Origin of the sequence: Streptomyces sp. B93 (assembly GCF_018070565.1) — a bacterium.
In the GTDB taxonomy this organism is placed as follows: Bacteria; Actinomycetota; Actinomycetes; order Streptomycetales; family Streptomycetaceae; genus Streptomyces.
Genome location: NZ_JAGPXL010000005.1, coordinates 210,534 through 237,074, shown reverse-complemented (window position 1 = coordinate 237,074; position 26,541 = coordinate 210,534). Strand labels below are relative to the sequence as shown.

At 74.0% G+C, this 26,541-nt stretch carries 24 protein-coding genes; 9 read left to right on the top strand and 15 right to left on the bottom strand.

Annotation, left to right across the window (positions count from 1 at the left end; all coding sequences use genetic code 11):
• Window positions 1-3: 3 nt before the first annotated feature.
• Both KBY47_RS07450 and KBY47_RS07445 read right to left on the bottom strand, forming a co-directional pair.
• Window positions 4-1,554, bottom strand: coding sequence for an acyl-CoA synthetase (locus KBY47_RS07450; protein WP_210920152.1), 1,551 nt, complete (start codon window positions 1,552-1,554; stop codon window positions 4-6).
• 20 nt (window positions 1,555-1,574) lie between these two features.
• Window positions 1,575-2,687, bottom strand: a complete 1,113-nt coding sequence (locus KBY47_RS07445) for a nitronate monooxygenase family protein (RefSeq protein ID WP_210920151.1) — start codon at window positions 2,685-2,687, stop codon at window positions 1,575-1,577.
• 169 nt (window positions 2,688-2,856) lie between these two features.
• On the opposite strand from KBY47_RS07445, the gene KBY47_RS07440 reads away from it, so the two are divergent.
• A complete protein-coding gene (locus KBY47_RS07440; RefSeq protein ID WP_210920150.1) occupies window positions 2,857-4,602 on the top strand; it encodes a serine hydrolase domain-containing protein in 1,746 nt (581 codons plus the stop codon).
• A gap of 7 nt (window positions 4,603-4,609) precedes the next feature.
• On the opposite strand, the gene KBY47_RS07435 is transcribed toward KBY47_RS07440, so the two are convergent.
• Window positions 4,610-5,464: a helix-turn-helix transcriptional regulator gene (locus tag KBY47_RS07435; protein WP_210920149.1), complete on the bottom strand. Its 855-nt coding sequence runs from the start codon at window positions 5,462-5,464 to the stop codon at window positions 4,610-4,612.
• 87 nt (window positions 5,465-5,551) lie between these two features.
• On the opposite strand from KBY47_RS07435, the gene KBY47_RS07430 reads away from it, so the two are divergent.
• Window positions 5,552-6,343 (top strand): SDR family NAD(P)-dependent oxidoreductase, encoded by a 792-nt coding sequence (locus tag KBY47_RS07430; RefSeq protein WP_210920148.1) that lies wholly within the window; start codon window positions 5,552-5,554, stop codon window positions 6,341-6,343.
• A gap of 58 nt (window positions 6,344-6,401) precedes the next feature.
• Here the strand turns inward: KBY47_RS07430 and KBY47_RS07425 are convergent, their stop codons facing one another.
• From KBY47_RS07425 to KBY47_RS07400, 6 genes are all read right to left on the bottom strand, one after another.
• Window positions 6,402-6,593, bottom strand: a complete 192-nt coding sequence (locus KBY47_RS07425; protein ID WP_210920147.1) for a DUF2795 domain-containing protein — start codon at window positions 6,591-6,593, stop codon at window positions 6,402-6,404.
• Window positions 6,594-6,672: 79 nt separating this feature from the next.
• The gene (locus tag KBY47_RS07420) at window positions 6,673-8,241 is read right to left on the bottom strand and encodes an NAD(P)/FAD-dependent oxidoreductase (RefSeq protein WP_210920146.1); all 1,569 of its coding nucleotides are present in this window, start codon (window positions 8,239-8,241) and stop codon (window positions 6,673-6,675) included.
• Window positions 8,242-8,489: 248 nt separating this feature from the next.
• The gene (locus KBY47_RS07415) at window positions 8,490-10,718 is read right to left on the bottom strand and encodes a serine/threonine-protein kinase (protein ID WP_210920145.1); all 2,229 of its coding nucleotides are present in this window, start codon (window positions 10,716-10,718) and stop codon (window positions 8,490-8,492) included.
• Window positions 10,700-11,656, bottom strand: coding sequence for an oxygenase MpaB family protein (locus KBY47_RS07410; protein WP_210920144.1), 957 nt, complete (start codon window positions 11,654-11,656; stop codon window positions 10,700-10,702). Before KBY47_RS07410 ends, KBY47_RS07415 begins: the two co-directional genes overlap by 19 nt.
• A gap of 9 nt (window positions 11,657-11,665) precedes the next feature.
• On the bottom strand, window positions 11,666-12,844 hold the full coding sequence (locus tag KBY47_RS07405; RefSeq protein WP_210920143.1) for an acyl-CoA dehydrogenase family protein: 1,179 nt from the start codon (window positions 12,842-12,844) through the stop codon (window positions 11,666-11,668).
• 107 nt (window positions 12,845-12,951) lie between these two features.
• Entirely contained in the window at window positions 12,952-13,329 is a 378-nt protein-coding gene (locus KBY47_RS07400; protein ID WP_210920142.1) for a ferredoxin, read from the bottom strand.
• Window positions 13,330-13,479: 150 nt separating this feature from the next.
• On the opposite strand from KBY47_RS07400, the gene KBY47_RS07395 reads away from it, so the two are divergent.
• From KBY47_RS07395 to KBY47_RS07385, 3 genes are all read left to right on the top strand, one after another.
• The gene (locus KBY47_RS07395) at window positions 13,480-13,884 is read left to right on the top strand and encodes a ChaB family protein (RefSeq protein ID WP_210920141.1); all 405 of its coding nucleotides are present in this window, start codon (window positions 13,480-13,482) and stop codon (window positions 13,882-13,884) included.
• Between the two features lie 37 nt (window positions 13,885-13,921).
• Window positions 13,922-14,272, top strand: coding sequence for a DUF6479 family protein (locus KBY47_RS07390; protein WP_210920140.1), 351 nt, complete (start codon window positions 13,922-13,924; stop codon window positions 14,270-14,272).
• A gap of 62 nt (window positions 14,273-14,334) precedes the next feature.
• Window positions 14,335-14,685, top strand: a complete 351-nt coding sequence (locus KBY47_RS07385) for a hypothetical protein (protein WP_210920139.1) — start codon at window positions 14,335-14,337, stop codon at window positions 14,683-14,685.
• Window positions 14,686-14,900: 215 nt separating this feature from the next.
• Here the strand turns inward: KBY47_RS07385 and KBY47_RS07380 are convergent, their stop codons facing one another.
• The 5 genes from KBY47_RS07380 to KBY47_RS07360 form a co-directional block, all read right to left on the bottom strand.
• Window positions 14,901-15,797, bottom strand: a complete 897-nt coding sequence (locus KBY47_RS07380; RefSeq protein ID WP_210920138.1) for an NAD(P)-dependent oxidoreductase — start codon at window positions 15,795-15,797, stop codon at window positions 14,901-14,903.
• Between the two features lie 35 nt (window positions 15,798-15,832).
• Entirely contained in the window at window positions 15,833-18,202 is a 2,370-nt protein-coding gene (locus KBY47_RS07375; protein ID WP_210920137.1) for a glycoside hydrolase family 65 protein, read from the bottom strand.
• Between the two features lie 138 nt (window positions 18,203-18,340).
• On the bottom strand, window positions 18,341-18,742 hold the full coding sequence (locus KBY47_RS07370; RefSeq protein ID WP_210920136.1) for a luciferase family protein: 402 nt from the start codon (window positions 18,740-18,742) through the stop codon (window positions 18,341-18,343).
• A 10-nt stretch (window positions 18,743-18,752) separates the two neighbouring features.
• Window positions 18,753-19,811: an alpha-L-glutamate ligase gene (locus KBY47_RS07365; protein WP_308405077.1), complete on the bottom strand. Its 1,059-nt coding sequence runs from the start codon at window positions 19,809-19,811 to the stop codon at window positions 18,753-18,755.
• Window positions 19,812-20,324: 513 nt separating this feature from the next.
• Entirely contained in the window at window positions 20,325-21,215 is an 891-nt protein-coding gene (locus KBY47_RS07360; protein WP_210920135.1) for a hypothetical protein, read from the bottom strand.
• Window positions 21,216-21,348: 133 nt separating this feature from the next.
• Between KBY47_RS07360 and KBY47_RS07355 the strand changes: the two genes are divergently transcribed.
• From KBY47_RS07355 to KBY47_RS07340, 4 genes are all read left to right on the top strand, one after another.
• Window positions 21,349-22,479 (top strand): CapA family protein, encoded by a 1,131-nt coding sequence (locus KBY47_RS07355; RefSeq protein ID WP_210920134.1) that lies wholly within the window; start codon window positions 21,349-21,351, stop codon window positions 22,477-22,479.
• 33 nt (window positions 22,480-22,512) lie between these two features.
• On the top strand, window positions 22,513-22,965 hold the full coding sequence (locus KBY47_RS07350) for a YbhB/YbcL family Raf kinase inhibitor-like protein (RefSeq protein WP_210920133.1): 453 nt from the start codon (window positions 22,513-22,515) through the stop codon (window positions 22,963-22,965).
• 109 nt (window positions 22,966-23,074) lie between these two features.
• Window positions 23,075-24,325 (top strand): polysaccharide pyruvyl transferase family protein, encoded by a 1,251-nt coding sequence (locus KBY47_RS07345; protein ID WP_210920132.1) that lies wholly within the window; start codon window positions 23,075-23,077, stop codon window positions 24,323-24,325.
• A gap of 45 nt (window positions 24,326-24,370) precedes the next feature.
• On the top strand, window positions 24,371-25,825 hold the full coding sequence (locus KBY47_RS07340; protein WP_210920131.1) for an FAD-dependent oxidoreductase: 1,455 nt from the start codon (window positions 24,371-24,373) through the stop codon (window positions 25,823-25,825).
• A gap of 40 nt (window positions 25,826-25,865) precedes the next feature.
• Here the strand turns inward: KBY47_RS07340 and KBY47_RS07335 are convergent, their stop codons facing one another.
• Complete coding sequence (locus KBY47_RS07335; RefSeq protein ID WP_210920130.1) at window positions 25,866-26,522, bottom strand: dienelactone hydrolase family protein; 657 nt, start codon at window positions 26,520-26,522, stop codon at window positions 25,866-25,868.
• Between the last annotated feature and the right edge of the window lie 19 nt (window positions 26,523-26,541).

Below are 26,541 nucleotides of genomic sequence, written 5' to 3'. Positions count from 1 at the left end.
CGGTCACAGCGGGCGGGACCGGCCCTCCCAGTACGGGTCCCGCAGCCGCCGCTTGTAGAGCTTGCCGTTGGGGTCGCGGGGCATCTCGGTGACGAAGTCGACGCTGCGCGGGCGTTTGTAGCCCGCGAGGCGTTCGGCGCAGTGGGCGAGGAGGGCGGCGGCGAGGGCGTCGCCCGGCTCCTGGCCGGGGGCGGGTTCGACGACCGCCTTGACCTCCTCGCCCCAGTCGTCGTGCGGGACGCCGAAGGCGGCGGCGTCGGCGACGGCGGGGTGGGCGAGCAGGGCGGACTCGATCTCCGCCGGGTAGATGTTCACACCACCGGAGATGATCATGTCGATCTTGCGGTCGCGCAGGAAGAGGTAGCCGTCCTCGTCGAGGTGGCCGAGGTCGCCGACGGTGAAGAAGTCGCCGATGCGGTTCCTGCGGGTCTTGTCCGCGTCCTTGTGGTAGGCGAAGCCGCCGGTGTTCATCTTGAGGTAGACGGTGCCGAGTTGGCCGGGCGGCAGGCGGTTGCCGTCGTCGTCGAGGATCGCGATCTCGCTGATCGGCCACGCCCTGCCGACGGTGCCGGGCTTCTTCAGCCAGTCCTCGGCGGTGGCGAAGGCGCCGCCGCCCTCGCTGGCCGCGTAGTACTCCTCCACACAGCTGCCCCACCAGTCGATCATGGCTCGTTTCACATGGTCGGGGCAGGGCGCGGCACCGTGAATGGCGTGCCGCATCGACGACACGTCGTACGCCTCGCGCACCCGCCGCGGCAGCGCGAGCAGGCGGTGGAACTGGGTCGGCACCATGTGGGTGTGGGTGCAGCGGTGGGTGTCGATCAGGCGGAGCATCTCCTCGGGCGTCCACTTGTCCATCAGCACCAGGGGGTGGCCGATGTGCAGGGAGGCGCCCGCGAACTGGAGGACGGCCGTGTGGTAGAGCGGCGAGCAGACGAGGTGGACGTTGCCGTCGAACGGCCGGATGCCGAAGATGCCGAGGAATCCACCGAGGTACGACTCCTCGGGCAGCTTCCCGGTCAGCGGGCGCCGGATGCCGCGCGGGCGGCCGGTGGTGCCGGAGGTGTAGTTCATCACCCAGCCGAGGGTGCGGTCGGCGGGCGGCGACTGGGGCTGCCCGGCGAGGAGTTCGGGGTACGGCCGGAAGCCCTCGGCGGCACCGATGACGTACCGGTGGCCGGTCGGCAGCCGCGCCTCGTCGGCGGCCCGCCGGGCGGCGTCGGCGAACCGCTCGTGCGCGAGCAGGACCTTGGCGCCGGAGTCGGCGACGATCCAGGCGATCTCGGGGCCGACGAGGTGGTGGTTGACGGGTACGAGGTAGAGACCGGCCTGGGTGGCGGCCAGGTAGGCGGTGAGGAACTCGGGGCCGTTGGGGAGGACGGCGGCGAAGGCGTCACCGCGGGTGAGGCCCGCGGCGCGCAGTCCGTGGACGAGCTGGTTGGCGGCGGAGTGCAGGCGTCCTGCGGTCCACTCCTCGCCGTCGGGGGCGATCAGGACGGTGCGGCCGGGGTCTGCGGTGGCCTGCGCCCAGAAGCCGGTGGGGGGTGTGGTCATGCCGGTTCCCTCTGGTGTGGTCATGCCGGTTCCCCCCGTCCGGCGATCCGGCCGAGGCGGTCGACGGCCCGTTCGAAGCCCCGGGTGAGGTCGTCGAGGACGGCCTGGACGCTTCGGGTGCTGGTCATCCGGCCGACGATCTGGCCGACGGGGGTGCCGAGCAACGGTTCGACCTCGTGCTTCTGGATGCGGGAGACCGCCTCGGCGACCAGCAGCCCCTGCAAGGGCATGGGGAGCGTGCCGGGGCCGTCCGGGTCGTCCCAGGCCTCGGTCCATTCGGTACGCAGCTGGCGCGCGGGTTTGCCGGTGAGGGCGCGGGAGCGGACGGTGTCCCCGGAGCCCGCGGCGAGCAGTTTGCGGCGCAGTGCGGGCGAGGCGAGGTCGGCCTCGGTGGTGGTGAGCCACACCGAGCCCAGCCAGACGCCCTGGGCACCGAGGGCGAGCGCGGCGGCGGCCTGTTCGCCGCTGCCGATGCCGCCTGCCGCCAGCACGGGCAGCGGGGCGACGGCCTCGACGACCTCGGGGGTGAGGACCATGGTGGCGATCTGACCGGTGTGGCCGCCCGCCTCGTAGCCCTGCGCGACGACGATGTCGATGCCCGCCTCCTGGTGCTTGCGGGCGTGCCGGGCGCTGCCCGCGAGCGCGGCGACCAGGACGTCCCGCCCGTGGGCGCGGTCGACGACGTCGGCGGGCGGGGAGCCGAGGGCGTTGGCGAGCAGGCGGATCGGGTAGTCGAAGGCGACGTCGAGCTGGGTGCGGGCGACCTGTTCCATCCAGCCGGTGATGCGCCACCCGGACGCCTCGCCCGCGGCGAGTTCGGGAACGCCGTACTTGGCGAGGGTGTCGGTGACGAACTTCCGGTGCTCGGCGGGGATCATCGCCTCGACATCGGCCTCGGTGACGCCCTCGACCTTCTTGGCGGGCATGACCACGTCGAGGCCGTACGGCCTGCCCCCGACGTGGGCCTCGATCCAGTCCAGGTCGCGCTTGAGGTCGTCGGGGGCCGTGTAGCGGACCGCGCCGAGCACCCCGAAGCCCCCGGCCCGGCTGATGGCCGCGGCGACGGCGGGGAACGGCGTGAAGCCGAAGACGGCGTGCTCGACTCCGAGTGTCTTGCTCAGCTCCGTCTGCATGGGCGCAGGATGCCGGTTTCCTCCGGAGGAGGGAAGAGGTGTTCTGATGGGTCGTCAGATTACTGATGCCGGGCACCCGGTTGACACGGCCCCCGACTGACACGAAAGTTTCACCGCGCAAGGTGATCCCGGAAAGATACTTTCAGGCGCAGCGGGAGGACGATCCTCGATGACCGACACCAGACGTGGCCTGACCCGGCGTCAACTGGGGCGGGGAGCACTGGCCCTGGGCGGAGCGCTCACCCTGGCCCCGCTCCCGGCGGGAGGGGCGTCCGCATCCTCCGGCCGTGGCACCCTGCGCCCCGGCAGCCCGGAGCGGGCCGGACTGCTCGCCGCCCCGCTGCGCCAACTCGTCACCGTCGCCGAGTCGTTCCTCGGCCCCTCCCCCACCCACCCCTGGTACGCGGGCGCCGTCCTGCTCGCCGGGCGCGGCGACACCGTGGCCCTGCACCGGCCGATCGGGACGGCGGTGCGCTACGCGGCTTACGACGAGAGCACCGACACGGGTGTGGAGCTGCCGGAGGCCGAGCAGATCCCGATGGCCGAGGACACCGTCTTCGACCTGGCGTCGGTCTCCAAGCTGTTCACCTCCATCCTGGCCGTGCAGCAGATCGAGCGGGGCGCGCTGGAGCTGGAGGGCGCGGTCGCCACGTACCTGCCGGAGTTCGGCGTGGCGGGCAAACAGGACATCACGGTCCGTCAGCTGCTCACCCACACCTCCGGACTGCGCGCCTGGATCCCGCTCTACCTCGCGCCGACCTACGACGAGAAGCTGGCGCTCCTCTGGAACGAGGTGCCGCTCAACCCGCCCGGCACCCGCTACCTCTACTCCGACCTGAACCTGATCACCCTGCAACTGGTCCTGGAGCGGATCACCGGCCGCCCCCTCGACACCCTCCTGCACGACGAGATCACCGCCCCGCTCGGCATGCGCCACACCCGCTACAACCCGCCCGCGTCCTGGCGCCCTCGGATCGCCGCGACCGAGGACGCCCGCCAGCCCTGGTCGGGCCTCGACCGGGGCCTGGTCTGGGGTGAGGTGCACGACGAGAACGCCTACAGCCTCGGCGGCGTCGCGGGTCACGCCGGGGTGTTCTCCACCGCCTGGGACCTGGCGGTGCTCGGGCGGACCCTGCTGGGCGGCGGGGCCTACGGCCGGGAGCGCATCCTGCGCCCGGAGTCGGTGGAGCTGATGTTCACCGACTTCAACACCGGCTTCCCCGGCGACGAGCACGGCCTCGGCTTCGAGCTGTACCAGCACTGGTACATGGGCGCGATGGCCACCCCGCGGACCGCCGGACACACCGGCTTCACCGGCACCTCGCTCGTCCTGGACCCAAGCACCGACTCCTTCCTCGTCATGCTCGGCAACTCCGTGCATCCGGTGCGCCGTTGGCGGTCCGGCTCGGCACCCCGGGTGGCCACGGCCGACCAGCTGGCGCGGGCGGTCCCGGTGCGTCCCGCGTACGGCCGTACCGCCTGGTTCTCCGGAATGGCCAGTGGCACCACCGCGACGCTGACCCTGCCCGCGCTCGACACCTCCACCGGCGCCGCCCGGCTGCGCTGCGCGCTGTGGTGGGACACCGAGCCCGGCGCCGACCCGCTCACGCTGGAGGCGTCCGCCGACGGTGGCGACTGGCTGCCGGTCCCCTTCACCGCCGCCGGGCGGGAGCACCCGTCGGGGGCGGTCAGCGGCTGGTCGGGGCGCGAGTGGCACCGGCTCACGGCGGAACTGCCGTCCGCTCACGCCCTCACCCTCCGCTGGCGGTACACCACCGACCGGCTCTACGTCGGCCGGGGCGCCTATGTCGACGGGCTGCGGGTGGCGGCGGGCGACACCGTCCTGTTCGACGAGCGACGCCCGGCGGACGCGGCCCGCGTCCGGGCGGCGGGCTGGACGGCCTCCGGCGACTGAGGAGGCGTCAGCCGGGCACGTCGAGGCGCTGGGTACCCACCACCGACAGCAGCCGCAGCGCCTCCTCGGCCGGGGTGCCGGGGACGGCGGTGTAGATGACGAGGCGCTGGTCCCGGTCGGCGATGTCCAGGACGTCGCAGTTGACGGTGAGCGGGCCGACCAGCGGGTGCCGGAAGGTCTTGGTGAGGGTGACCGCCGCGGTCACGTCGTGCGCGGCCCACAGCTCCGCGAACTCCGCGCTGCCCGCGAGAAGTTCGTCGACCAGCTCGGTCACCTCGGGGTCGCCGGGATACCGGGCCGCGGCGGCGCGCAGGTCCAGCGCCGCGTTCCGGGCGAACTCCTCGGCGTCCGAGACGCCGTAGAGCGGCCCTCCCCCGGAGTCGCGCGGGTCGAGGAAGGCACGCCGGATCAGGTTGCGGTCCCGGCGGGAGAGCGCCGAGAAGTCCTCCATCAGGGCGGCGGCCAGGTCGTTCCAGGCGAGCACCTCATGGGTCGCCGAGATCACGATCGCCGCCGCGTGCGGCAGCCGGTGCAGCAGGTCGACGATGCTCTGCCGCACCTCCCTCGGCGGCCCGGACGGCGGGCCCGGCGGCGCCCCCGCGAGATGGTGCAGATGGTCGCGCTCGGCGTCCGTCAGACGCAGCGCGCGGGTCAGGCCCGAGAGCACCTCGCGGGACGGACGCGGGGCGCGGGCCTGCTCAAGGCGGGTGTAGTACTCGGTGGAGATGAACGCCAGCTGCGCCACCTCCTCGCGGCGCAGCCCCGGGGTGCGGCGGCGCGGCCCCGCGGGCAGGCCCACGTCGCCCGGGGTGATGCGCTCGCGCCGGCTGCGCAGGAAGTCGGCCAGTTCTCGTCGGTCCACGCCCCCAGTGTGCGCGGGTGCCGCGGGGCCCAGCCAGGTACAGCCGGTACCTGGCTGGGGTCGTGGGCGGGGCGCAGGCTCGACGGCATGACCGACACCATCGACACCACATCCACCGGCACCGGACTGCTCGCCGGGAAGGTCGCCTTCGTCACCGGCGCCGGGCGCGGCATCGGCGCCGCCGCGGCCCGCCTGTTCGCCCGGGAGGGCGCCCGGGTACTGCTCGCGGCCCGGACCGAGGCGCAGCTGAAGGCCGTCACCGAGGAGATCCGCGCGGCGGGCGGCACCGCCGACCACACCGTGTGCGACCTGGCCGACGCGGCGAGCGTCCGGGCGGCCGTCGAGAAGGCCGTGGAGCTGTACGGCCGTCTCGACATCGCCTTCAACAACGGCGCGACGATCCAGGAACCCGGCCCCATGGACGGTATGCCCGAGACCGAGTTCGACCGTGTCTACGCCGTCAATCTGCGGGGGCCCTGGCTGGCCATGACCGCCGAGATCGCCGCCATGCGCCGCACCTCGGGGCGCGGGGCGATCGTGAACACCTCCAGCGTGGGCAGTCTGATGGCCAACCCGGCCCTGCCCGCGTACGGTGCCGCGAAACGCGCGGTCAACAGCCTCACCGCCTCGGCCGCCACGACGTACGGCCCCGAGGGCATCCGGGTCAACGCGATCGCTCCCGGCGCCACCTTGACCGAGATGATCGACGAGTGGGAGAAGCGGTCTCCCGGCATCCTCAAGGAGTCCGTCACGCGGACCCCGCTCGGCCGCGCCGCCCGGCCCGAGGAGGTCGCCGAGGCGGCGGCGTGGCTGCTCAGCGACCGCGCGTCCTATGTCACGGGGGCGGTCCTGGCGGTCGACGGCGGTATGACGGCATAGCGACGGGATGGCGCGGAGCCGGGTCACCCAGGAGGTGGCCCGGCTCCCGCCGCGTCCGTCACTCGCTGAAGACGGCCTTCTGCACCTCGTTGGGCCCGTCGAAGCTGTTCCGCTTCAGATGGTCGAGTTCGCTGACCACCCTGTCGTCGGCGTGGTTGCGGCGGGCGCACTCGACGAGACCCTTCTTGTCCGTCGGGTACTCCATGCCGCTGAGCGCCTTCTGGAGATCGATGGGGCTGAGGTCGGCCATGAGGACCTCCCGTGACCGTTCTGGGTGGATTCTCGAGCTTTGTCCCGGTACCCGACAGGGTCCGTGGTATGCCGGGCGATCAGTGCCCGGACTGCTCCAGCACCGCCATCGCCGCGTTGTGCCCCGGCACCCCGCTCACCCCGCCGCCGCGCACCGCGCCCGCCCCGCACAGCAGGACGCCCGGATGCCGGGTCTCCACGCCCCAGCGGCCGGTGCCCTCCTGGGCGTAGGGCCAGCTCAGCTCGCGGTGGAAGATGTTGCCCCCGGGCAGCCCCAGGTCACGGTCGAGGTCGAGCGGTGTCCTGACCTCCAGGCACGGGCGCCCTTCGGCGTCGGTCGCCAGACAGTCGGCGAGCGGTTCGGCGAGCTGGGCGTCCAGCTGGGCGAGGGTGCGCTCCAGCAGCTCGTCACGGACGGCGTCGTGGTCGTCGGCGAAGAGCCGGGCGGGGGTGTGCAGACCGAACAGGGTGAGGGTCTGATAGCCCCGCTCGGTCAGTTCCGGGCCGAGGATCGAGGGGTCGGTCAGCGAGTGGCAGTAGATCTCGGAAGGCGGCGCGGAGGGCGGCTCACCGGCCGCGGCCTGGGCGTAGGCGGTGGCGAGCTGGTCGTAGCCCTCGGCGATGTGGAAGGTCCCGGCGAACGCCTCGCGCGGGTCGACGGACCGGTCCCGCAGCCTGGGCAGCCGCTTGAGCAGCATGTTCACCTTCAGCTGCGCGCCCTCGGCGGACGGCGGCGGGGTGTCCCCGGTGAGCGCCGCCAGCTCCCTCGGTGAGGCGCCGACCAGGACGTGCCGGGCGGCGGCGACGCCCTCACCGTCGGCGGTGCGGTAGACGACCTCGCAGCCGTGTCCGTCGCTGTCGACCCGGACCGCCTCGTGACCGGTGGCCAGGACGGCGCCCGCGGCCCGGGCGGCGTCGGCGAGTGCGCCGGTGAGGGCGCCCATGCCGCCGACGGGGACGTCCCAGTCGCCGGTGCCGCCGCCGATCACGTGGTAGAGGAAGCAGCGGTTCTGCTTCAGGGACGGGTCGTGGGCGTCCGCGAAGGTGCCGATCAGGGCGTCGGTGAGGACCACGCCGCGGACCAGGTCGTCGGCGAAGTGGTCCTCGATCGCGACGCCGACCGGCTCCTCGAAGAGCATCCGCCAGGCGTCCTCGTCGTCGATGCGGCGGCGCAGCTCGTCCCGGCCGGGCAGCGGCTCGGTGAGGGTCGGGAAGACCCGCTCGGCGACCCGCCCGGTCAGGCCGTACAGCCGCCGCCAGGCGGTGTACTCGCGGTCCGAACCGGTGAGCCGCGCGAAGGCCTCCCTGGTGCGCCGCTCACCGCCGCCGACCAGCAGCCCGGTGGCCCGTCCGGCGCGTTCGACGGGGGTGTACGAGGAGATGGTGCGGGTGCGCAGCGAGAAGTCCAGCCCGAGATCCCGCACGATCTTCCGCGGGAGCAGGCTGACCAGGTAGGAGTACCGGGACAGCCGGGCGTCCACGCCCGCGAAGGGGCGGCTGGAGACGGCGGCCCCGCCGGTGTGGTCGAGCCGCTCCAGGAGCAGCACGGAGAGTCCGGCGCGGGCCAGGTAGGCGGCGGCGACCAGACCGTTGTGGCCACCGCCGACGATGACGGCGTCGTAGGCGCCGGAGGGCTGGGGTGCGGGCATGGTCCTTGTTAGCACGGGGTGATCCACATCGGCCAGGGACGAGGTCCCTCCGGCGCAGCTGAGCGGGGGACGGAGCGGCGGCGTCCGCCGCGTGCTCCCGGCGTGGCGCGGGGCAGCCGCAGGGGCGCGGTGCGGGGAGCGCTGGCACGCCTTCCAGCGGAGCGTGCCCGGCGTCGCCGCCGCGTCAGTAGATCCGGCGGGGATCCGGCGGGCGATCCGGCGGAGGGCGCGACCGGACACGGCCGTCGTCAGTGGCCGCCCGTCGCCTGCCGCTCCCGGAGCACCGCGACCCTGCGGTACAGCTCGACCGCCTCCGCGCCGCGGCCGAGCTGTTGCAGGCAGTGGGCCTCGTCGCTGCGGCTGGTGAGGCTGTCGGGGTGGTCGGCGCCCAGGACGCGCTCGCGGGCGGCGGCGACCGTGCGGTACTCGGCCAGCGCGTCGGGCCAGCGGCCGAGCCAGCCGAGGGCGACGGCCACCTCCCGGCGGCTGATCAGGGTGTCGGGGTGGTCGGCGCCGAGGGTGCGCTCGCGGATCGCGCAGAGGTCGCGGGACTCGGCGAGGGCCTCCTCCCAGCGGCCGAGCCGCCCGAGGTTGACGCCGAGGCCGTGCCGGGCGCGCAGGGTCTCGGGATGGGTGGCGCCGTGCACCCGGGCACGGTCGGCGACCAGTTCCCGGTACACCCCCAGCGCCTCGGCGCCGCGGCCCAGCCTGCCCAGGCAGACACCGGTCTCGTGGCGGGCGGCGAGGGTGTCGGGGTGGTCGGGGCCGAGGGCGTGGGCGCGGCCCTCGGCGACCTCCCGGTAGCAGTCGAGGGCCTCCGCCCAGCGGTTCAGCTGGCCGAGCGCGTAGGCGACCTCGTACCGGGTGACCAGGGTGTCGGGGTGGTCCGGGCCGAGCACCCGGGCGCGGGCCCTGGCCACCTCGGCGGCGGTGCGGTACGAGTCCTCCAGGCGGCCCAGTCTGCCGAGGTTGAAGGCGAGGTTGTGGCGGCAGCGCAGGGTGTCGGGGTGGTCGGGGCCCATGGTGCGTTCCCGGGCGGCGAGCACGGCCGTGTACTCCTGGTGCGCCTCCAGGGGACGGCCGAGCTGGCCGAGGGCGTAGGCGGTCTCCTGGCGGGCGGCGAGGGTGTCGGGGTGGTCGGCGCCCAGGACGCGTGCGCGGACCTGGGCGACGTGGGTGTACTCGCGCAGGGCGTCGGCGGGGTGCCCGGTGCGGCTGAGGGTGAAGGCGACCTCGTAGCGGCTGGCGAGGGTGTCGGGGTGGTCCGCGCCGAGCAGCCGCTCGCGTTCGGCGGCCACCGCGCGGTGCATCTCGCCCGCCTCCGCCCAGCGGCCCAGACGGCCCAGGCTGAGGCCCGCGTTGTGGCGTCCGGCGAGGGCGGCGAGCGTGCCCGGCGACGGGGTCGGCGTCGTCTCCGGTACGGGGACCGGGGCGGGGTCGTGGCCGGGTGCGGGCGGCGCGGTCCACTCGGCGCAGAGCGCGGCGAGGCCCTGCGGGGGCGTGCCGCGCGGCCCGGCGCCCGCGGCCTTGGGGCCGGTGGTCATGCCGCGCGTCCAGGACGGCAGCCGCGGCTCGCGCGAGACGGGTGCGGCGGGACCGGTCACCTCGGGCGGAGTGGGTGCGGACGCCGTCCGGGCGGCGCCGATGCGGGCGCCGATCTCCCGGGCGTCGTGGGGGCGCTGCCCGGGCTCCTTGGCGAGCAGGTGGAGGATGATCTCCTCCAGGTGGGCGGGGAGTTCGGGGCGGTGCTCACGCGGCGGGCGAGGCGGGGTGTCACGGTGGCCGATCAGGATCGCCCAGGCGTCGTCGAGGTCGAACGGCGGGGCGCCGGTGGCGAGTTCGTAGAGCACACAGCCCAGGGAGTACAGGTCGCTGCGCTGGTCGACCTCCTCGCCGCCGATCTGCTCGGGGGACATGTAGTGCGGGGTGCCCATGGCGATGCCGGTGCCGGTGAGCCGGGAGGTGAAGCCGATATCGGCGCCGAGGCGGGCGATGCCGAAGTCGCAGATCTTCGCCGTGCCGTCGGTGAGCCGGACGATGTTCGCCGGTTTCAGGTCCCGGTGCACGATGCCCTGCTGGTGGGTGTAGGCGAGGGCGTCGGCCATCTGCTCGGCGATGTCGACGACGTCGGCCACGGGCAGCGGACGCCGTTCGTTGTCCTCCAGCAGTTGGCTGAGGTTACGGCCCTTCAGGAGTTCCATGACGAGGAACAGCACCCCGTCGGACTCCCCGAAGTCGTGCACGACGGTCACCCCGCGGTGCTGGAGCGCGGCGGCCACCCGCGCCTCCCTGCGGAACCGCTCCCGCAGCACCCGGGTGAAGGACTGGTCGTGGTGCGGGCCTTGGGGTTTGAGGCACTTCACGGCGACCTGCCGCCCGAGCGACTCGTCCCGCGCCCGCCACACCTCCCCCATCCCCCCGCGTCCGATCAGATCGAGCAGCTGGTATCTGCCCTGGATCACCCTGGCGTCCGCCATCTCCCGCCGTCGCCCCCGTTGTCGGTGTGCTCACTGCCCTCCCCCGGCCCGTCCAGTATGGCGACCGGCGGTCCGAGTTTGTACGGCGCGGGGCGGGCGCCGGGTCCCAGTCGCGCCACGGCCCGCAGGACATGCTTGGGCGGGAGCTGCCAGCGCAGCCGGTCCGGTACCGCCCGCAGCAGGGCTCCGGTGCGGCGCAGGCGCCGGGTGACGGCGTCCGGGTCGGGGCCGGGCCGTCCGTACAGGTCGTGGGCGAACGGCGGCAGCGAGTCGTAGGCCAGGCGCGCCACCCGGCTCCACAGCAGCTCCCGGGCCGGGACGAGCAGCGGGTGCGTGGGCGGGCGGCGCAGGAAGTCGTCGACCTCGCGGGCGTCGCTCCCGGCGGCGAGTCCGGGGGCGGTCTCCTCGAAGTAGGCGGCCATGGCGGCGCGGTCGGCGGGCACGGCGTCCGGGTCGAGGCCGACCAGGCGGGCGCTGACCCGGTGTTCGGCCAGGTAGCGGTCGGCGTGGGCGTCGCCGACCGGGTAGCCGGAGCGGCGCAGGACGTGCAGGTAGGAGTCGATCTCGGCGCAGTGCACCCACAGCAGCAGCGCCGGTTCGTCGATCGCGTACCGTTCGCCGGTGACCGGGTCGGTGGCGCCGAGCAGCCGGTGGATCTTGCGGACCCGGGCTCCGGCGCGCTCGGCGGCGTCGGTGGTGCCGTAGGTGGTGGTGCCGACGAAGTGGGCGGTGCGCATCAGCCTGCCCCAGGCGTCGCGCCGGAAGTCGGAGTTCTGCATGACGCCGCGGACGGCGCGCGGGTGCAGGGCCTGGAGGTAGAGGGCGCGGATTCCGGCGATCCACATCATCGGGTCGGCGTGCAGTTGCCAGGTCACCGAGCGGGGGCCGAACAGGCCGGGGTCGGCCTTCTCTCGAACCTGCGTACGACGGGCCTTCATACGGCGAGGCTAACGCCGGACCCGGGGCATCCCCAGACCGATCCAGGACATGATCTCCCGCTGGATCTCGTTGTTGCCGCCGCCGAAGGTGAAGATCACCGCCGAGCGGTAGCCGCGTTCCAGCTCGCCGCGCAGGACCGCACCCGTGGAGCCCTCCTTCAGGGCGCCCGCCGCGGCGACGATCTCCATCAGCCAGGCGTAGGCGTCCCGGCGGGCCTCGGAACCGTACACCTTGACCGCGGAGGCGTCCTGCGGGGTGAGGGTGCCGTCCTGGACGGCGCCGACCATCTGCCAGTTGAGCAGTTTCAGCGCCTCCAGGCGGGTGTGGGTGCGGGCGAGGAGCCGTCGTACCCAGGGCAGGTCGACGACGCGGCGGCCGTCGGTCAGCTTGGTCCCGGCGGCCCAGCGCTGGACGTCGTGCAGGGCGCGGATCGCCATGGTGCCGTGCGCGGCGAGGGTGACGCGCTCGTGGTTGAGCTGGTTGGTGATCAGCCGCCAGCCCTGGTTCTCGGCGCCGACGCGGTGGCTGACGGGGACGCGGATGTTCTCGTAGTAGCTGGCGGTGGTGTCGTGTCCGGCGAGGGTGCGGATCACGGTGCAGGAGTAGCCGGGGTCGTCGGTCGGGACCAGCAGCATGGTGATGCCGCGGTGCGCCGGGGCGCCGGGGTCGGTGCGGACGGCCAGCCAGACCCAGTCGGCGGTGTCGCCGTTGGTGGTCCAGATCTTGTGGCCGTTGACGACGTAGGAGTCGCCGTCGCGCACGGCGCGGGTCTTCAGGGCCGCCAGGTCGGTGCCCGCGTCGGGCTCGCTGTAGCCGATCGCGAAGTCGATCTCGCCGGAGAGGACGCGCGGCAGGAAGTAGGCCTTCTGCTCCTCGGTGCCGTAGCGCATGAGGGTGGGGCCGACGGTGTTCAGGGCCATCAGCGGCAGCGGGACGCCCGCCTGGGCGGCCTCGTCGAAGAACACGAACTGTTCCATGGGCGTCAGTCCGCGTCCGCCGTACTCCTCGGGCCAGCCCACGCCGAGCCAGCCGTCGGTGCCGAGGCGGCGGATGGTGTCGCGGTAGAAGCGCTTGTAGGCGGCGGGGTCCGTGTGCCTGCTGTGCGCGGTGTCCGGCACCAGGTCGGCGAAGTACGCGCGCAGCTCGGTGCGCAGCCGCTGCTGCTCGGGCGTGTGGTCGAGATGCACTACGCCTCCAGGGTCCCGGGGCCGGTCCTGACGGCGCACACCGTAGAACGTGTTCCAGTAATTGGGAATGGCCGTCGGGTCCCGTTCTCCTGCCGGGCCCTGTGCCGTCAGGAGGCCCGCAGGGTGCCGAGGAAGTCGGTGCACGCCCTGGCGCACGCCCGGCACGCCGCCGCGGCGTCCTCGCCGCCCGGACTCCGGTCGAAGACGTGCGCGGACTCCAGACAGACCGTCCGGCACCACTCGACCTGGACGCGGATGCCGTCCTCGTCGAGAAGGTTCTGCTCGGACAGCACCCGGCAGGTGGCGTCGCACACCTCCGCGCACATGATGCCCTTGCGTCGTACGAGTTCCTGCTCCTCGGGGCCGTCCGGATCCACGAGGCTCGCGCGCAGCGCGCACGCCCGCGCACATTCCGTGCACGACTGCGCGCAGGCGAAGCGGTCCTCCAGGAACCGGAACAGCTCCTGCTGGGTCGGCGAAGTCACACCGGGCGGGTAGCCGGGCCGTCCGGCGTCAAACCAAGCCGGGCGCGGGTGTGCGGCAAGCCGGGCGCGGCGCGGTTTTCCGCCGCACGGCGGCGGGCACCCGTGGGGTCCGACGAGCCCCGGAGCCGGGGAAGGAAGGAGGTGGGCCTGGTGCCCGGACGCCAGGAACTGCCGTCGACCCTGGAGCGCTCCGCGCCGGACGCCCAGCGCACCTGGATCAAGGCGCACGACTCGGCCGTGGAGCAGTACGGTGAAGGTGAGCGTGCCCACCGGGTCGCCTACGGCGCGCTCAAGCACACCCACGAGAAGGTCGGCGACCACTGGGAGCGCAAGGAGGGCGGCCGCAAGGGCCCCTCGGACCCGCAGTCGGCGCGGCCCCGCCAGGCCGGCGGGCGCAGCGGCGAGGGCGTCGACGAGGGCGCCACCAAGGAGCACCTCTACGGCGTCGCGCAGCGCCTGGACATCGAGGGGCGGTCCCGGATGTCCAAGGGCGAGCTGCTGGACGCGATTCGCAAGGCCAACCGTTCGCGGACCCGGCAGTCCCGCGAGGGATGATCCGGTTCGCGCCCAGGCAAGGGGGTACTCGCGAGCCATGAGTACCGCAGCGATGGAACTGGCAGAGTCCAGCGGCGCACTCGCCCTAGGACCGCTGTTGATCGGCGTGGTCGTGGTGGCGATGCTGATCGGCGCCTTCCTGTACGGAATCCGTGTCCGGCGCAGCGAGCCCCCGCCGCCGCGCCCGGAGGAGCAGCCGCACCTGCCGGACGGCGGGGCGGTCCGTGAGGTCCAGGAGATGCGGGAACCCTCGGACGTGCCCAACGGCGGCGGTGTGACACTGCCGCACGACATGCCCGCCTCGGGCAACAATCCGACCCGGCACAGTGACTCCAAGGCACGCCCGCGCTGGCGTGAGGGCCACAGCGGTTCGTGGGGCAACGGCTGAGGGCCGTTCCCGAGCCGCCCCGGTGACCCCGAGCCGTGTCCGCCCGGAGGGAAGTGAGATCGATGGCCGACCCCGGCCGCAGCACCCTGCCCCTGCCCGACTACGACCATCTGCCGATCGGCGGTCTGGAGAGCCGTGTGCGCTCGCTGACCAGCGACCAGGTGGAGGATGTGCTGGCCTACGAGCGGTCGCACGCCGACCGCAGGCCGGTCACCGAGCTGCTGACCTCACGCCTGGAGCAGCTGCGGGCGGGCGCCGAGCCGACGTCCGGCGACCCGGGCGCGATGCGTCCCGAGACGGGCGCGCGCCGCACGGGCTCCCCGGTCTCCCCGGCGACCTCCCCGGAGCCGATGAGCCCGCCGCCGCACGGCACCCCGGACCAGCGGGGCAAGCCGAAGGGCGACCGTACGTAGGGGTACGCGAACAGGCGGGCGTACGACGCGCGACGGACCCGGGCAGGTGCCCGGGTCCGTCGCGCGTGCGTCAGGTGAGGTGTGCGCCAGGTGTCAGGTGGGGGCCTGGTCGCTGTCGCGCAGGGCGCCCCAGCGCAGCAGGTCGACGGCCTCGGGCGGCAGGGGCGGCTTGGACAAGGGGGTGGCTCCGTTCTCAGTGGCGGGGGTCGCGGTTCTCAGTGGTGGGGGTCGTGGTCGGGGTCGAAGCTGGCGAAGTAGGCGGCGGCCATGTCCTCGTCGGCGTGGCCCTGTTCGGCGGCGCGGGCGAGCCGTTCCGCGCCCGCGGCGGCCACGTCCAGGCGCAGCCCGTGCCGTTCGCCCGCCTCGACGATCAGCCGGGCGTCCTTGGCGGCGGTGGCCACCGCGAACTGGGGCGGGGTGAGCCGCTCGTCGAGGATCAGCGCGGACTTGGCGTGCAGATAGCCCATGTCGAGGGGTCCGCCCGCGATGGCGTCGAAGAAGTCCTGCGGGTCCACACCGAGCGCCCCGGCCAGGGCCAGCGCCTCCCCGGCCGCGTTGGTGGCGGCGATGACCCAGCTGTTGGCGACGAGCTTGAGCCGGGTGGCACTGCCCGCGGCGCCGTCCTCCCCGGTCCAGACGGTGCGGGCGCCGACGGCGTCGAAGACGGGTGTGACCTTCTCCCGGCCCTCGCTGGGCCCGGCGGCGAGGACGAGCAGTTGCCCGGCCTCGGCGGGTGCCCGGGTGCCGAGCACGGGGGCGTCGTAGTAGGGCAGCTCGTGCTCGGTGGCGAAGGCGGCCAGGTCGGTGGTGGCCTGAAGGCCCGCGGTCGTGGACTGGATCCAGGCGGTGCCGGAGCGCAGGGCGGGTGCGGCCTGCCGCATGACGTCGAGGGCGGCGGCGCCGTCATGGAGCATGGTGAGGACGGCGTCGGCGCCCTCCACGGCCTCGGCGGGGGTGTCGGCGAGGTGCGCGCCGTCAGCGGTGAGGGGTTCGGCCTTGTCGCGTGTGCGGTTCCAGACCCGGACGGTGTGTCCGGCCCGCGTGAGGTTGCGGGCCATCGCGGCGCCCATGATGCCGGTGCCCAGGACGGCCACGGTGAGTTTGACTGTCATGGCGTCAACTTTCCTACGGGGTGCGGTGCGGTGGGTCAGTCCGGGAGGATCAGCCGGGCCATCTCACCCGGCTGGAGCCGGACGGAGCGGTCCGGCAGGCGGACGTCGATGGGGTCCGCGTCCGAGGACGGCACGGTGATCTCCAGATGACGGCGGCGCAGCCGCAGTCGTACGCCCCAGTTGCCCTGGTAGCGCAGGGAGAAGCCGTACGAGGACAGCTCGGGCAGCGGTACCGGGTCGAGCCAGAGGGCGCCCTGCCGGGTCTCCAGGCCGGTCAGTCCGCGTTGCACCAGGTCGAGGGTGCCCGCCATGGCGCCGAGGTGGATGCCCTCGCCGGTGGTGCCGCCCTGGATGTCGGCGATGTCGCCGCGCAGCGCCTCCTGGCAGAACTGCCAGGCCTCGGCGCGGCGGGCGCGGGCCAGGATCCAGCCGTGCACCAGGCCGCTGAGGGTGGAGCCGTGGCTGGTGCGGTGCAGGTAGTAGTCGACCGTGCGGTGCCAGGTGCCGTCGTCCAGCCTGAGGCCCAACCGGTGGAAGAGGGAGCGCAGTTCGCCGGGTGAGAAGAGGTAGCCGAGCATCAGCACGTCGGCCTGTTTGGAGGCCTGGTAGCGGTTGACGGTGTCGCCCTCGGCCTCCAGGATGCGGTCCAGGCGCCGGATGTCGCCGTAGTTCTTGCGGTAGCCGCTCCAGTCGAGTTCGGCGAGGTCGCCGTAGCCCTCGAACTGGCTGATGACACCCTCGTGGCAAGGGACGTGCAGGGTGCGGGAGACCTCGTCCCACTGGTCGAGTTCGCCGTCCTCCAGGCCGGTGCGTTCGGTGAGTTCGCGGCGGCGCGGCTCCGGCAGGGCGGCCAGCAGTTCCAGGGTGCGGGAGAGCACCCAGGCGGCGGTGACGTTGGTGTAGGCGTTGTCGTCGAGGCCGGGGGTGGTGGCGTCGGGGTAGGCGTCGTGGTACTCGTCGGGTCCGAGGACGCCCCGGATGCGGTGCCGTCCGAGGTGGTCGTCCCAGGTCGCCGCGTCCGCCCAGAAGCGGGCGATCTGGAGCAGCATCTCGGCGCCCTTGGTGTGCAGGAACTCGGTGTCGCCGCTGGCCTCGCTGTACTGCCACACGTTGTAGGCGATGGCGGAGCCGACGTGGTACTGGAGGTGGGTGTGGTCGGGCAGCCAGCGTCCGGAGCGTGGGTTGAGGTGCAGCTGCTGGGTCTCCTCGCGGCCGTCGCTGCCGCTCTGCCAGGGGTACATCGCGCCCCGGCGGCCGGCGTCCTTGGCGGCGGTGCAGGCCTTCTCCAGGCGGCGGTGCCGGTAGTGCAGCAGGGCCCGGGAGACCTCGGGGAAGTGCAGGTTGAGGTAGGGCAGGACGAAGAGTTCGTCCCAGAAGACATGGCCGCGGTAGGCCTCGCCGTGCAGGCCGCGGGCGGGGACGCCGACGTCGAGGTCGGCGGTGTTCGGGGAGAGGGTCTGGAGCACGTGGAAGAGGTGCAGCCTGAGGATGCGGCCCGCCTCGCCGGGCACGTCGATGCTGGCCCGCCGCCACAGCTGGGCCCAGGCGGTGCGGTGCGCGGCGAGCAGGGCGTCGAAGCCGGGGGCGCGGCCCACCCGGTCGACGGCGGCGTGCAGGGGGTCGCTGATGGCGGGGTCGCGGGAGGTGAACAGGGCGACGGTCTTGTCGACGGTGACGGTCCGGCCGGGCGCGAGGCCCAGCCGGGTCAGCTGCACGGTGCGGGGGACGGCGTGCCGGATCGTGACGGGGCTCTCGGTGGTCAGCCGGGACGCCATGCCGATCCGGATGTCGGAGGTGCGGGTGCGGCAGCGCAGCCAGGTGGTGTCCGGGGTGGCGGTGCCGGTGTGCACATGGGTGAGGTGGCGGCCGTCCAGGTCCCGGTAGCGGGGCACGCCCGCGTTGGTGACGCCGCCGTCGAGGGCTGCCTCGACGTGCAGTTCGCCGGAGCCGCCGTCGACGGTGAACTCGGTCCGCAGGGCGGCCAGATGCGGGTCGGCCATGTGCACCAGGCGCAGCTGACGGACGGTCAGGGAGCTGTCGTCACCGAGGCCGTAGCGGGTCAGCCGCTCCAGCAGGCCGGAGGAGAGGTGCAGGATCTCCCGGTGTTCCAGTACGGGCGCGGTGTCGGGGGTGAGCCAGGACCGGCCGTGCATCCGGAACCGCAGGGGCAGCCAGTTCGGCACGTTGACCAGGTCCTCGTTCTCCACCTGGCGGCCTGACACGTCGGAGGTGAGCCGGTTGTAGCAGCCCGCCACATAGGTACCGGGGTAGTGGATGTCGTCGGCGACGCACTCCGGCAGCGCTCCCCGGGTGGCGAAGTAGCCGTTGCCCAGTGTGCACAGCGACTCCCGCAGCCGGGCGTCGGTCGGCTCGTAGCCCTCGTACTCCCAGGTCCATCCCGTCACCTCGACAGCTCCTCCCGCAGGCGCCCCTCCGAGTACCCGTGCGGCCCGGTCGGCACCGCCCGTCAAGCAGTCTCTCCCCGCGGGCGGGCACGGCGATACGGTCCACGCCGGTCACTCGGGTGGATGGGGAGCGCGGGGTCAGTACAGGGCGGCGGGGTCGCGGGGCAGGACGGTGACGCGGTGGAAGTTGCAGCCGAGCGGGGCGGACTCGCCGTTGTCCGGGGCGGGGACCTGCTGGTGGGCCTTGAGGGCGACGCTGACCAGGCTCATCAGCAGGTCGACGTCGGTGTCGCAGTCCAGATGGACCGTCACCCAACGGGAGCCGGGCACCAGGCGGATGGCCGTCGATTCCCTGAGGTCGCCGGAGAACCGCTGGATGGCCCGCCTGGTGAGGTGCAGGTCCACGTCGTGGTCCGAGTGGAAGTGGGCGATCTCGCTGCGCGGGGAGCTGATCGCCCGTCCCGTGCCGCAACTCGCGGGTCCGGCCGTGAGGTCGGGCCAGCCCTGGAGTTGCTCCAGGGCGCGCTGGGCCAAAGTCATGGGTCCATCGTCACGTGATTACCCCGCCGATACCAGAGGTTGAGGGTTTTGTAACCCATGCGTGAGGTTCCTCACTGAGCGTGACCGGGTTCGGGCGGGGCTCGGTGAGGGCGTCGAGGTGCGCGCGGACATAGGGGACGGCGGCCTTGTCGAGTTCCCCGTCGATGAACGCGGGCTGCACGTTGACCTCGAAGACGACACCGCCGTGCTCCTCGGCGAGGTCGACCCCGGCGAAGGGCAGACCGACCGAGGCGGTGGCCGCGACGGCCAGTTCGGCGAGGCGCGGCGACAGCTCGTCGGGGTCGATGAAGACGGGGACGGCGCCCTGGCAGGTGTTGCAGGGTGTGTCGGGTTGGGACTGGAGGTGCTCGCGGGCGTGGATGACGCGTCCGTCGAGGACGAAGACGCGGAACTGGTGGCGGCGGCCGTCGGCGGTGATGTTCCCGGCGTCCCGGGAGAGCAGCCAGTCGGTGCGGCCTCGGGCGTAGAAGCCGGTGGCGCGTTCCACGGCCTCGCGGGTGGTGAGGTGGAAGGTGTCGCCGCCGCCGGTGCCGACGACGGGGCGGGCCCACACGTCCCCGCCCAGCTTGTCGAAGGCGGCCACGGCCTCGGCGGGGTCGGGCCGGGACAGTACGACGGTCTCCATGTGGGCCACGCCGTCGCGCCGGAAGCGGGCGAGGGTGAGGTCCTTCTCGGTGGCCGCCCGCCAGGCGGTGGCGCCGGTGCCGAGGGTCACCACGTCGTACTCCTGGAGGAGGAGCTGGAAGGCGGCGAGGGAGCGGCGCCGGTGCGGGGGTATCTCGTAGAGCAGGACGGCGTCCGGGACCAGGTCGAGGCCGGCGTCCGGTACGCGGAGCCGTAACCGCCCGTCGTCGTCGGGCACGCCCCGGCCGGTGCCCCCGGCCGCGAAGTGGCGGGCGTCGACGCGGACCGGCGGGGCGCCGGTGAGCAGTTCCACGGCCTGGGCGAGGTACTCCGCGCAGCCTTCCGTCGAGGTGGGGTCGGCGACGAGGGCGATGCGGGGGCGGGACGGTCGGGGCGTTACGGGCAGTCGGGGCGGTCGGGGCACAGCGGCCTCCAGCGGTTCACGCGCACCCGGGTGCCGTGCCGCTGGGCTGCCCGGCCCGGGCGAGCTGACGGACGAGTCTTGCGGGAACTGTCGGTGCTGCCGAGCGGGTCGTGCCGGGTGGGTCGTGCGGGCCGCCGTGGGCAGCCGTCGCGCCGGTCACGGGTGGGGCTCCGGCCGCCCCCCAACGGTGCGGGCCGGGCGCCACACTGTAGGCGTCCGGCCCGAGGCCGTACCAGGGCGCACGCACCGTGGCGCGCGGCTCCGCCCCGCTCCCCGCTCTGCGCCGCCGCTCCCCGCCGTGCGCCCCGGCGCCCGTCGTCCCGCTGACGCGGCTCCGGGCGCGGCGGTCCGCCGTACGCCCTACCGCCGACCGCCCCACTGACGCCACGCCGGAGACCACGGCGCGCCCGCGGTCTTCCCGCTGACGGTCCTGGGCGCCGTCATCCACCTGCCGTGCGCCCTACGACCGCCGCCACGCCGTACGCCCCACCCGTTGACCCCGCCCCGGCCTCCCTAGGGCACGGCGTCGTACCCGTCGCCCCGGGGCACCGGGCGGCCGGTCACCGCGTCGAGCACCAGCCGCTCGCCGGGCGGACGCTCCAGCCGCACCGTCACGTCCTTCTCCAGCATCACGGCGGGACACTCGCCGCCCGTGCCGCCGACGACGTGCGCGGAGAGCACGACGCTGCCGCCGGTCTCCAGCACGTCCACCCCCGGCCCGTCGTCGCAGGCGCCGTGCCCGGCGGCCACGACGAGCGACCGGCCGTCCGGCGCCACCGTCACGAGCCTCGGCAACCGCCACAACCCGCCGTGCTCGAACTCGCGGACCGCCGCGACGGGCGGCTCGGGAAGCGCCGACGGGGCGACGGCGACGCGTTTCATCGGGGTGTCGTAGCCCTTCAGGGTGAAAAGCCACGCCGGGACGGTCGCCGGGCCGCGGCTGGTGGCCAGCGTCGTCGCGCCGAGCCGCGCCCCCGTCACGGTGAGGTGCGGCCCGTCGCCGCCACCGCGCGCCAGCTCGTCGTACGCGCCGCGCGCCGTCGTCAGCGGCAGCCCCAGCGTCTCCCCGTCCGGCCAGGTCACCCGGCCCCGGGCGGGGGCGACGGTCGGCAGTTCGCCGCGCAGGACGAGGTCGCCCGCGACGTACGCCCGCTTGTCGCCGTCGCTGTGGAAGGCGTCCTCGGGCAGCTGGACCAGGTCCCCGAGGGGGTGGAAGCCGTCCCGCCACGCCTTCTCCGCCTCCGAGCCGTCCCAGGCCCCGGCGACCGCGCGGGCCCGGGCCGCCCGCTCGGCCGCGGCTTCACCGTCCCGGGCGACCCGGTCGGCGGGCCGCTGACCGCCGCAGCCCGCGACGGCGGCGCACAGGGCGAGGACGAGCAGGAGGCGGACGGTGTGGGTGCGCATGGGTCCCCCGGATCGACGGTGGTCGAGTGTGGTGTGCCGACCCTGTGACGCCGTACCGCCCGGCCGCGTTCGACCGGAGCGGGACCAACCCCGCGCGACCGGCCGCGAAGGGCCCCGCACGTACCCTGAAACCATGCCGGACCGCCTCGTGAGGCTCTTCCTCTGCGGCGATGTGATGCTCGGCCGGGGCGTCGACCAGATCCTCCCCCACCCGGGCGACCCCGCCCTGCGGGAGGGTTACGTCACGGACGCGAGGACGTACGTGGAGCTGGCGGAGGCGGTGAACGGCCCGGTGCCCGCGCCGGTGCCGCCGTCCTGGCCGTGGGGCGAGGCGCTGGCGGTGCTGGACGAGGCCGCGCCGGACGTGCGGATCGTCAACCTGGAGACCGCAGTCACCCGCGCTGACGCCTTCGCGCCCGGCAAGGCGGTCCACTACCGGATGCACCCGGCCAACCTGCCCGCGCTGACGGTGGCCCGCCCCGACGTGTGCGTGCTGGCCAACAACCACGTCCTGGACTTCGGCCGCCGGGGCCTCGCGGAGACCCTCGGCTCGCTCACCGGCGCCGGGCTGCGCACGGTGGGCGCGGGTCCCGACGCCGAGCGGGCGTACGCGCCCGTGGCGCTGCCGCTGCCCGGCGGCGGACGGCTGCTGGTGTTCGCGCTCGGGGCGGCGTGCAGTGGCGTCCCGTCCGACTGGGCGGCGAGCGACGGGCGGTCCGGGGTCGCCCACGTGCCCCGGCTGTCGCCCGGCGAGGCCACGGCGGCGGTGCGGCGCGTCCAGGACGTACGGCGGCCCGGCGACCTGGTGGTGGTGTCGGTGCACTGGGGTTCGAACTGGGGCTACCGCGTGCCCCGGGAGCAGATCCGGTTCGCGCACGCGCTGGTGGACGGCGGCGCCGACGTCGTGCACGGGCACTCCTCCCACCACCCCCGCCCGGTCGAGGTGTACCGCGACCGGCTGGTCCTGCACGGCTGCGGCGACTTCATCGACGACTACGAGGGCATCGGCGGGTACGAGGAGTACCGCGACGACCTGCGCCTCGCCCACCTCGTCGACCTGGACGCGGCCACGGGGCGGCTCGCCGGGCTGCGCATGGTGCCGCTGCGGGCGCGGCGGATGCGGCTGGAGGCGGCGTCGGCCGGGGACCGGGCGTGGCTTGGCGCGACCCTGGACCGGATCAGCGCGGGTCCGCACATCGTGCCCGAGCCCGGGGGCGCGCTGCGGCTGGCGCGGCCCGCCGGGCGCATGCCGGATTCGTCATGATTGTGGGGGCTCGCCGGGGGTACTCCGGGGCGCATGTCCGGCATCGAACTCAAGAGCAGCGCGTTCACCGATCACGCCCCCGTCCCGCGCCGCTACGCGCTGGAGGGGGAGAACGAGTCCCCTCCCCTGACCTGGTCGGGCGTGCCGGAGGACGCCACCGAACTGGTACTGCTGTGTGAGGACCCCGACGCCCCCTCGGGGAGCTTCGTGCACTGGGTCGTGGTCGGCGTCGACCCGCACAGCGACGGCACGCCCGCGGGGCAGCCCCCGCCCGGCGGCACGGAACTGACCAACGGCTACGGGCGGCCCGGCTGGGGCGGCCCGCACCCGCCGCCGGGGGACGAGGCGCACCACTACCTCTTCCACCTGTACGCCCTCAGGGAGCCGTGCGTGCTTCCCGACAGTCCCAGCGCCGACCAGGTGCACCAGGCCATGGACAGGGCACGGATCGCCGACGGCACCCTCGTCGGCCTCTACCACCGCTGAAGCGACGCCGCACGGCGAACGACTGGAGTGTTTCCGCCGGGACGGTTCCGGCAACCCGGGCTGGACGACTGCCACGCCCATCCGACCGCGACGTGACGGGAGCCCACCGATGACCAGCACGACATCGCACCCGTTGCCCGAACCGTACCGGCCGAGCATTGGAGTGCTCGGTTCGTACGGCGGTTTCAACGTCGGCGACGAGGCCATCCTGACCTGTGTGCTCGACTGTCTGCGGGCCCACCGCCCGCGGGCGCGGCTGGTGGTCTTCAGCCGCGACGCCGCCCACACCCGTGACCACCAGCCGGAGGCCGACGAGGTCGTGGACTGGGAGGGAGTGCCGCAGAAGGGGGTGCTGGACGTGCTGTCCGGCCTCGATCTGCTGGTGCTGGGCGGCGGGGGCACGCTCTACGACGGTGAGGCGCGCCGCTATCTGCGCCTGGTGCGGGCCGCACAGGACCGTTCCATCCCCACCTTCGCCTACGCGGTGGGCGCCGGTCCGCTGCGCGAGCCTGACGACCGGGAGGCGGTGCGGACCGTCCTCGCCGCGATGGACGACGTGGTGGTGCGCGACGAGGAGTCCCGGCTGGTGCTGGAGGAGGTCGGCCTGGACCGTGAGGTCACCGTCACGGCCGATCCGGCGCTGCTGCTGGAGGCGGAGCCGTTCACCGAGCGGATGATGCAGGACGAGGGCGTGCCCACCGGCACCCGGCTGGTGGGGATGTCGGTGCGGGAGCCGGGCCGGGCGGCGGAGAAGCTCGACGAGGGCGACTACCACGCGCTCCTCGCCGATGTCGCCGACTTCCTGGTGGGCCGCCTCGACGCGCATGTGGTGTTCATGCCGATGGAGCGGCACGACGTACGGCACGCGCACGCGGTGCTGTCCCACATGTCGGCGCCGGACCGGGGGCGCATCCTCAACCAGTCCTACAGTCCCGGGCAGGTGCTCGGCTTCATGCGGCACCTGGACCTGGCGGTGGGGATGCGGCTGCACTTCCTGATCTTCGCCGCGGTCTCCGGGCTGCCGGTGCTGCCGCTGCCGTACGCCGGGAAGGTCTTCGACTTCGCGCGCCGTACCGGTGCCCCGGCGCTGGTCGGCGTGGCCCGGGAACAGGCCGGGCTGCTGCTGGCGGAGGTGGACCGGCTGTGGGACGAGTATCCGCGGCGGCGCGCCGAACTCCAGCCGCGCATCCAGCGGTTGCGCTCGCTCGCCCAGGTCACCTGTGTGCGGGTCGGCACCCTCCTCGACGAGGTCGTCCCGGACCCCGGGCTGCGGCGCGAGCCCACCCGCGCGGGCCTGGACCTGGCCGCGGAGGCGGGCGCGCCCGCCCTCGAAGCGCAGGGGCGCCCCGCCGGAGCCTGACGGCGCGCGCCGCCACCCCCCGACTCGGGCGGAAGGGAAGAGTCGATGCCCGTCCTGGAGAAACCCCCGGAGCCACGCACCGTCACCCTGCCGCCGCGCAGCGCCCTGCACGGCGGCCGGACCGAGGTCCTGGTGATCGGCGGCGGCCCGGCGGGCTGTGCCGCGGCGCTGGCGGCGGCCGACGCGGGCGCCGACGTGGTGCTCGTCGAGCGGTACGGCTTCTTCGGCGGCAACGCGACCGTCGCGCTGGTGATGCCGCTGATGTCGTTCCACAACGAGCACAAGCAGGCCGCGTTCACCGAGGGCGGCGACACCACACGGCTGCTGCCGACCGACCACGGCGAGGGCGAGCCGATGGTCGCCGGGGTGCTGTGGCGGCTTCTGGACCGGCTGGGCGAGCGGGGCGGCTCCATCCCGCCGTCCCTGGAGACCGGCTACACCGTGCCGTTCGACCCGGAGCTGTTCAAGCTGACCCTGCTCGACCTGCTGGACGAGGCGGGGGTCCGCATCCTGCTGCACTCCTTCGCCTCGGCCGCGCTGCCGCTGGACGACGGCTGGCGGGTGGTCCTGGAGGGCAAGTCCGGTCCGGTGGTGCTGGACGCCGACGTGGTCGTCGACGGCACCGGGGACGGCGACGTGGCCGCCGCGTGCGGGGCGTCGTACGAGGTGGGGCGGCCGGAGGACGGGCTGGTGCAGCCCATGACGCTGATGTTCCGGGTGGTGGACTTCCTGCGGCCGCGGTTCGCCGACTACGTCCGCGACCACCCCGACCAGTGGCGGGGCGTGCACGGGCTGTGGGACCTGGTGGAGGAGGCGACCCGGGCGGGCGAGCTGCGGCTGCCGCGCGAGGACATCCTCTTCTTCGGCACCCCGCGCCCGCACGAGGTGGCCGTCAACAGCACCCGGGTGACGCGCGCGCTCGGCACCGACGTGTGGGACCTGACCCGCGCCGAGTGGACCGCCCGGCGCCAGCTCGACCAGATCGACCGCTTCCTGCGCACCCACGTCCCCGGTTTCGAGGAGGCGTACGTCGCGCAGAGCGGCACCCAGATCGGGGTTCGGGAGACCCGGCGCATCCTCGGCGACTACCAGCTCACCGGTCATGACATCCTCGCCGCCCGGCACTTCCCGGACGCGATCGCGCACGGCGCCTACCCGGTCGACATCCACAACCCGAAGGGTTCCGGCACCGTCCTGAAGCGGGTGCCGACCGGGCACTGGTACGACATCCCGCTGCGCTGTCTGCTGCCCAGGGACACCGACCGGCTGCTGGTGGCGGGCCGCTGCATCTCAGGTACGCACGTGGCCCACTCGTCGTACCGCGTGATGCCGATCGCGATGGCGACGGGACAGGCGGCGGGGGTGTGCGCGGCGCTGGCGGTGCGCGCCGGGAGGGCACCGCGCGAGCTGGCGCACGGCCTCGTCCAGGACGAACTGCGCCGTCAGGGAGCCCACTTGCGCATCGACGCCGCCGACGCGGACGCGGTCGCCCGGCACTGAGCACTGAGGCCGTACGTCCGTGGCGCAGGGGGGCGCAGCCCTAGAGTGCCCGCAGCCGCTCGTCGCACCAGTGGCGGGCGGTGTCCGCGACCTGCTCCAGCGCCCCCGGCTCCTCGAACAGATGGGTGGCGCCGGGTACGACGCTGAGGGTGTGCGGGCCGGACAGCCGGGCGGCCGCCTCCTCGTTGAGGCGGAGCACCTCCCGGTCGTGCCCGCCGACGATCAGCAGCACCGGCGCCCGTACGGCGCCCAGCGCGTCGCCCGCCAGGTCGGGGCGGCCGCCCCGGGACACCACGCCGAGGACCCCGTCCGGCCGCCCGGCCGCGCAGACCAGGGCCGCCGCGGCGCCGGTGCTGGCGCCGAACAGGGCGACGGGCAGCCGTCGGGTCTCCGGCTGGGTGCCGAGCCAGTCGACGGCGGCGACCAGGCGGCGGCCCAGCAGCGGGATGTCGAAGCGGTGCTGGCCGGTCACCATGTCCTGGCGTTCCTCCTGCTCGCTGAGCAGGTCCATCAGCAGGGTGCCGAGACCGCCCGAGCGCAGTTCGGCGGCGACCATGCGGTTGCGGGGGCTGTGCCGTGAGCTGCCGCTGCCGTGCGCGAACAGCACCACGGCGCGGGGGGTGTCCGGCAGCACCAGGTCGCCCGGCAGGGTCACGTCGTCGGTGGGTACGGGGATCCGCACCATCTCGGAGAGCATCGCCGTCAGCCTCCTGCCT

Bases quoted from the DNA above. Each gene is read 5' to 3' on its own strand.
- KBY47_RS07425 (WP_210920147.1), bottom strand. From the start codon at position 6,593: ATGGCCGACCTCAGCCCCATCGATCTCCAGAAGGCGCTCAGCGGCATG.
- KBY47_RS07380 (WP_210920138.1), bottom strand. From the start codon at position 15,797: ATGACAGTCAAACTCACCGTGGCCGTCCTGGGCACCGGCATCATGGGC.
- KBY47_RS07415 (WP_210920145.1), bottom strand. From the start codon at position 10,718: ATGGCGGACGCCAGGGTGATCCAGGGCAGATACCAGCTGCTCGATCTG.
- KBY47_RS07335 (WP_210920130.1), bottom strand. From the start codon at position 26,522: ATGCTCTCCGAGATGGTGCGGATCCCCGTACCCACCGACGACGTGACC.
- KBY47_RS07420 (WP_210920146.1), bottom strand. From the start codon at position 8,241: ATGCCCGCACCCCAGCCCTCCGGCGCCTACGACGCCGTCATCGTCGGC.
- KBY47_RS07370 (WP_210920136.1), bottom strand. From the start codon at position 18,742: ATGACTTTGGCCCAGCGCGCCCTGGAGCAACTCCAGGGCTGGCCCGAC.
- KBY47_RS07360 (WP_210920135.1), bottom strand. From the start codon at position 21,215: ATGCGCACCCACACCGTCCGCCTCCTGCTCGTCCTCGCCCTGTGCGCC.
- KBY47_RS07340 (WP_210920131.1), top strand. From the start codon at position 24,371: ATGCCCGTCCTGGAGAAACCCCCGGAGCCACGCACCGTCACCCTGCCG.
- KBY47_RS07385 (WP_210920139.1), top strand. From the start codon at position 14,335: ATGGCCGACCCCGGCCGCAGCACCCTGCCCCTGCCCGACTACGACCAT.
- KBY47_RS07445 (WP_210920151.1), bottom strand. From the start codon at position 2,687: ATGCAGACGGAGCTGAGCAAGACACTCGGAGTCGAGCACGCCGTCTTC.
- KBY47_RS07350 (WP_210920133.1), top strand. From the start codon at position 22,513: ATGTCCGGCATCGAACTCAAGAGCAGCGCGTTCACCGATCACGCCCCC.
- KBY47_RS07430 (WP_210920148.1), top strand. From the start codon at position 5,552: ATGACCGACACCATCGACACCACATCCACCGGCACCGGACTGCTCGCC.
- KBY47_RS07450 (WP_210920152.1), bottom strand. From the start codon at position 1,554: ATGACCACACCCCCCACCGGCTTCTGGGCGCAGGCCACCGCAGACCCC.
- KBY47_RS07410 (WP_210920144.1), bottom strand. From the start codon at position 11,656: ATGAAGGCCCGTCGTACGCAGGTTCGAGAGAAGGCCGACCCCGGCCTG.
- KBY47_RS07345 (WP_210920132.1), top strand. From the start codon at position 23,075: ATGACCAGCACGACATCGCACCCGTTGCCCGAACCGTACCGGCCGAGC.
- KBY47_RS07440 (WP_210920150.1), top strand. From the start codon at position 2,857: ATGACCGACACCAGACGTGGCCTGACCCGGCGTCAACTGGGGCGGGGA.
- KBY47_RS07355 (WP_210920134.1), top strand. From the start codon at position 21,349: ATGCCGGACCGCCTCGTGAGGCTCTTCCTCTGCGGCGATGTGATGCTC.
- KBY47_RS07390 (WP_210920140.1), top strand. From the start codon at position 13,922: ATGAGTACCGCAGCGATGGAACTGGCAGAGTCCAGCGGCGCACTCGCC.